At 36.5% G+C, this 5,037-nt stretch carries 3 protein-coding genes, 1 other RNA gene and 1 pseudogene; 3 read left to right on the forward strand and 2 right to left on the reverse strand.

Annotated features, from left to right (window positions below):
* Nucleotides 1–374: 374 nt before the first annotated feature.
* Nucleotides 375–1,445 (reverse strand): DUF3900 domain-containing protein, encoded by a 1,071-nt coding sequence (locus ACFVSH_RS22725; RefSeq protein WP_387707959.1) that lies wholly within the window; start codon nt 1,443–1,445, stop codon nt 375–377.
* 294 nt (nt 1,446–1,739) lie between these two features.
* Here ACFVSH_RS22725 and ACFVSH_RS22730 point away from each other — a divergent pair, with 294 nt between their 5' ends.
* Complete coding sequence (locus tag ACFVSH_RS22730) at nt 1,740–2,987, forward strand: protoglobin domain-containing protein (RefSeq protein WP_387707961.1); 1,248 nt, start codon at nt 1,740–1,742, stop codon at nt 2,985–2,987.
* A 424-nt stretch (nt 2,988–3,411) separates the two neighbouring features.
* On the opposite strand, the gene tatA is transcribed toward ACFVSH_RS22730, so the two are convergent.
* Entirely contained in the window at nt 3,412–3,618 is a 207-nt protein-coding gene (tatA, locus tag ACFVSH_RS22735) for a twin-arginine translocase TatA/TatE family subunit (RefSeq protein WP_192204717.1), read from the reverse strand.
* Nucleotides 3,619–3,983: 365 nt separating this feature from the next.
* On the opposite strand from tatA, the gene ssrS reads away from it, so the two are divergent.
* Nucleotides 3,984–4,171, forward strand: a non-coding RNA gene (ssrS, locus tag ACFVSH_RS22740) — 6S RNA.
* A gap of 423 nt (nt 4,172–4,594) precedes the next feature.
* Nucleotides 4,595–4,993, forward strand: a pseudogene (locus ACFVSH_RS22745) (MFS transporter); the annotation flags it as partial.
* Nucleotides 4,994–5,037 lie beyond the last annotated feature (44 nt).

Here is a 5,037-nt window from a genome sequence, read left to right on the forward strand (position 1 = left end):
TGATAAATATTAAAAGGAAACGCTTTTATACAAGTGTTTCCTTTTTTGTTAATTGTATTTTATATGGAGAGTTAATCTTGATTTCAAATTAAAGATATTGTACTTCTTTACCAAAAAATTATTCAAAAACCAAGATGGAGAATAATCAACATAATGAAAATATATATATTTAAGACCAAGCCAGTGATTTTCAATGTCACTGACTTTTTTTTTACGTGGTAAAATTTGTTGAATATAGGAAACCTACACAAACTAAAGAGTATAATTTTTTGGTCACTAATGCGGTCACTAAAAGGTAATAAACCCTCTATTATCAGTATCTTTTTACACTTTCGAGCGGTCACAATATTGGTCACTAATTAGCAAATTACCTCTTACTCCCCAACATTTTTCTTATTAATCCGCTCCACAATCTCCATCAAATCATCCGGCCTATGAAATTCAATCGGCGAAACGCCTTTATCGAACTCTATTGTATTCGATTCAATCATCAATACATACTTCCCGTTAATCTTGCCTAAATGGATGCTTTCGCCGAAATCGGCCAGCAGTCCTTTGATGGATGTACTGCCAAGCTTCATTCGCAGTTCGGCTTCAGGTGTATGCTCGACAATCTGAGCTGTGGCTTCGACGACCTGATGGGTTTCAAGACGTTCCTGAATTTCACGCTTTTCACTCGTTTCCCAGATTTCCAGGTCCTGTTCGAATTTCTGCAGTTCGTCACTGTTTTCTTCGAATTGGGCGGATACATGTTCGTGGACCATGTGGATGACCTGGTTTTTCATGATTTCCGGCATCGATTCACCATATTCGACGAATTTCAAGAAGTCCTCGAAGTAGCGGGCATGTGAGGCCTGGTGGATTTTCAGTTCGCCTTCTTCGACCATTCCTTCTTCGGGCATGTAGGGGTATTGAATGGATTTCATATTTTTAGTGGTGATTGCCATTTCAACGTGCCTAATCAAGGTCCGTTCATCCGAAATGGAAGCAACTTTAGGCTCGAAATCACATTTTAATAAGAATACGAATGGTTCATCAAGATATTTCGATAATTTAGCCGAAGCAATTATGAAGACACCGCCACGGACGGCACTTGTATCAATATAAGACCGCGTGAATTGTTCATTTTCCTCTTGGAATTCCTCTTTCGTTTTGGCATTGCGAACACATTTAAATACATTGTAATTAGGGTTGGAATCAAGTGAATGCCCTTCTTCGACAATAAAAGAACCGATTTTCGTCGGTATTTGTTCAGTTTTAGGATGACGGTCCACTTTTCGCTTGGAAATCTTCATCAATTCCCCATCCAAAAAATCCTTTAGAGGACTTTCCTCGTATTCTTGGGTATCAAGTGTTTGGAAATGTTTAAAACGCTTATCAGCCTGATCGCCTTTTCCTTCAACTTGGATTAGATAAAAAGATAGATAGGTAATTGTAAAATCCATGAATGTCACCTTCTTCAATTAGTAAGCATAATTCCCATACTTTTTTTAAGACTTAATAAGTATAGTGATGTACTTTGATTACGTCAAACGATTGGTGAACGAATGGTCAGAATAATATTGATGAATTATTTCATAATCTTCTCTGAGACACTCCCTGGAGTGTTTTTTTGTTTGGACATAAATAGTTCATAAGTCTTGTGTGAATGAGGAAAATTTATCAAAGTGAATTAAGATTAACAGACTTTATGTCGAAATAGTATATATGGGTAGAAAAAATTGGAGGGTAATTCAATCATGAAAAGTATATGGAGAAGTAGACAAAAGATAGATTCAATAGACTATATGCAATATAAAGAACAAGTCGGTATCAATATCAGCGAATATCCGAGTGTATTGAATCAAGTGGACATGATTCATTTGACGATCGGGGATTTGTGCATAATTCGTTCTTTACAGGAAAAAGTGAAAGAACACTTGACCCAAATTGTAGGGAATTTTTATAAAAATCTAGAAAATGAACCCTCTTTAATGAAAATCATTTCGGACAATAGTTCTGTTGAGAGATTGAAAAAAACACTGCATCGCCATATGTTCGAAATGTTTAGCGGTACTATTGATGATGCGTATGTTAAACAGCGTTATATTATCGCACAAGTACATGTGCAAATTGGACTGCAGCCAAAATGGTATATGAGTGCATTTCAGGATTTATTGCAATCATTAATCATTCATGTGATTTCCGATATAAATAATATTGAGCAATATCAAGAAAACATTCTGGCTGTCACTAAAATTTTTAATTTAGAGCAGCAAATAGTTTTAGAGGCATATGAACTTGAAAATGAGAAGATTCGCCAAAAAAACTTAGCAGAAAAAGAAACGATTAAACTACAGGTCAATCATAATGCAGAGGAATTGGCAGCAATCAGCCAAGAGACTAGTTCAGCCACTCAATTAATGGCAAATAAGGTAGGCGAAATTCATGATTTCACTCAAAAAGGGTCAGAGATTGCCATACATGCAGAGGGAAAATCAAATGAGGGAGTCGAACTGTTACAAGGATTAGAGGGAAGATTGGTAAAAACGCAAGAGCAAATGACGATCATCTCCAAAGATATGGAACAGTTATCCAATACGTCAAAGGAAATTGAACGAATTGTCACGATCATCACTTCAATTGCGGAGCAAACGAATTTGTTGGCGTTGAACGCAGCGATTGAAGCGGCAAGAGCCGGTGAAAACGGGAAAGGATTTGCGGTTGTGGCTGGTGAGGTTAGGAAGCTTTCAGAAAATACCAAGGAATCAGTTTCGGAAGTAGTGAAACTGGTTAATGGAATTGCTCATTTTACCGATGTCATGAACACGTCAATTTCCATGGTTAGCGGTGAAATTACTAAAGGCACGAAACAAGGAAAAGAGACTGGCATATTTTTTACTGAAATAGCACACTCCATGCTTTCTGTTAAAGAGCAGAATATTAAGATCACAAAGGAAATGACAGAGCTGAATGGTATATTCGATGATATTAATGTCACATATTAAATGACAGAGCTTATTTTTATATTCGTTGATATTAATGAAGCGTTCAATCAGGTGGCCGTTTCCTCGGATCAATTGACTCAATTAACGATGAACTTGTAATGGAGTGTAACGATTTTGTTGGATGGAACACCTTGTCGGGGTCATTCATATTTTAATAAACAACTCGATAGAATATTTATAAAAAATCCCTAAAGCGGTTTTTAGAATAGGAACAATCATGAAGGAAATAAAACAATTCCAAGATGCCGGTAACAGGCTGCTCAATAAATCACTTGATATAAAATAAGTTTAATGTTATATTAATAAAGCGATGAGCTAATTTGTGTAAGTCGTAGAACATGCTTTTAGCTAAACGTCGGGATGTGGCCTGACGGTTCTGCGCCACAAACGCATCAAAGACGCCTGCTGCGTGCAGGCGTCTTTTTCATTTGATCGATTCTTTTTTTGCAGCTTGTACATCTTCCTTGAATTCCTCTTGTATTTCTTCTGTTATTCCTTTGGTTGCATCCTTAAACTCCCTTAGTGAGGTACCCACTGCCCGACCAATTTGAGGCAGCTTGTTTGGTCCAAAAACAATTAAAGCTAAAAGAAGGATTAAAATCAAACCGGGAAAACCAATGTTTGAAAGCATAACTAGTCACTCCAATCAAGTTTGTTAGTTAATATTATAGACTCCTTCCATGTATTTGCAAATATTATTTAGGATATACTATAAAGTTCAGCATCCGATGATCTTCGCAAGACAAACACTTTCAATTCCGTCCTTATTTTATCTTGCACATTCTATCTGAAAATATTAATTACCCAAGGATGCTATTCCTTAAAAAGATATCAATGAAAGTCGGGGACAGTTTGAGAAATTAGAGTGCAGCCATTAATTTTGCCGTTTGGGCATGACTAATTTGGCTCCGCCTGCTTAATGTGTAACAAGAAATTTTTTTGTTGTCTTGGAATAATTAAACTTGCAAGATTGAAGATATTTCGGTATTATAACTATACAAGCTGCGTTGTTCGTAATGATAATTAAGTTTTAACCTTTAAGCTGTAATAGGGAGTTTTATATCGAGACAGGAATGTTATGCCTCGTCACTGACTTGGACAACAGGATTGTTTCTGCAAACACCCACTTTGAGGAGTGGTGGTTTAAAACTTTCTTACTTGAATACGGCAATTGCGGCTTACTACCTTTATAATTAGAAACCAGTTCCGATAAGGGACTGGTTTTTTGTTGTTTTTACTTATTTTCGGAACTTTGTATAAAACGATAGCATCAGAAAACATTTTAAGATATTTATGAAAAATATATGAAAATTTTTATTGAAATATCAGATAATTAGCATTTATAATAATAAATAGATAACTCAGTTCACTATTTGTATAAAGTGATGGTGAGTCGATATTTTTTTAAAGGGTTACGTAAGCGCTATCATTTGGATGGAAGTACTGGAGTCACATGGAGAGGAGAAAATTTTATGGCTAAAATTAATACGACCGAGGTAATTAGCAACAGTAAGTTCAATCGCTTTCATTTTGGATTGCTGGCATGGTGTTTTATCATTATCCTTTTTGATGGCTATGACCTCGTCGTTTAAGGTACGGTTGTCCCGGTATTGACGGTGGAGTGGAACCTTACTTCCGTGGAAGCGGGGGCAATGGGGAGCTATGGACTATTTGGAATGATGTTCGGGGCCATTTTCTTTGGTACATTAGCAGATCGGATTGGCAGAAAAAATGTAATCGCTATTTCACTGATTTTATTTAGTTTATTTACACTATTATGTGGATTTGCGAACACGCCTACCATGTTTTCGACTTTCCGATTTTTAGCCGGATTAGGGCTAGGGGGAATCATGCCGAACGTCATTGCCTTATTGACGGATTATGCACCGAAAACGATGCGGAGTATGGTCGTTTCAATCGTTTTGTGCGGTTACTCATTCGGGGGAATGCTTGCCCCCATACTAGGTATCTTGCTTAAGCCATCACAAGGCTGGGAAACAAAATAATTGTTTTAAGGAATAACAATGTTATTTTTAACCAAAATGATTAA

Origin of the sequence: Peribacillus sp. NPDC058002 (assembly GCF_042886655.1) — a bacterium.
In the GTDB taxonomy this organism is placed as follows: Bacteria; Bacillota; Bacilli; order Bacillales; family DSM-1321; genus Peribacillus; species Peribacillus aracenensis.

Bases quoted from the DNA above. Each gene is read 5' to 3' on its own strand.
- ACFVSH_RS22725 (WP_387707959.1), bottom strand. From the start codon at position 1,445: ATGGATTTTACAATTACCTATCTATCTTTTTATCTAATCCAAGTTGAA.
- ACFVSH_RS22730 (WP_387707961.1), top strand. From the start codon at position 1,740: ATGAAAAGTATATGGAGAAGTAGACAAAAGATAGATTCAATAGACTAT.
- tatA (WP_192204717.1), bottom strand. From the start codon at position 3,618: ATGCTTTCAAACATTGGTTTTCCCGGTTTGATTTTAATCCTTCTTTTA.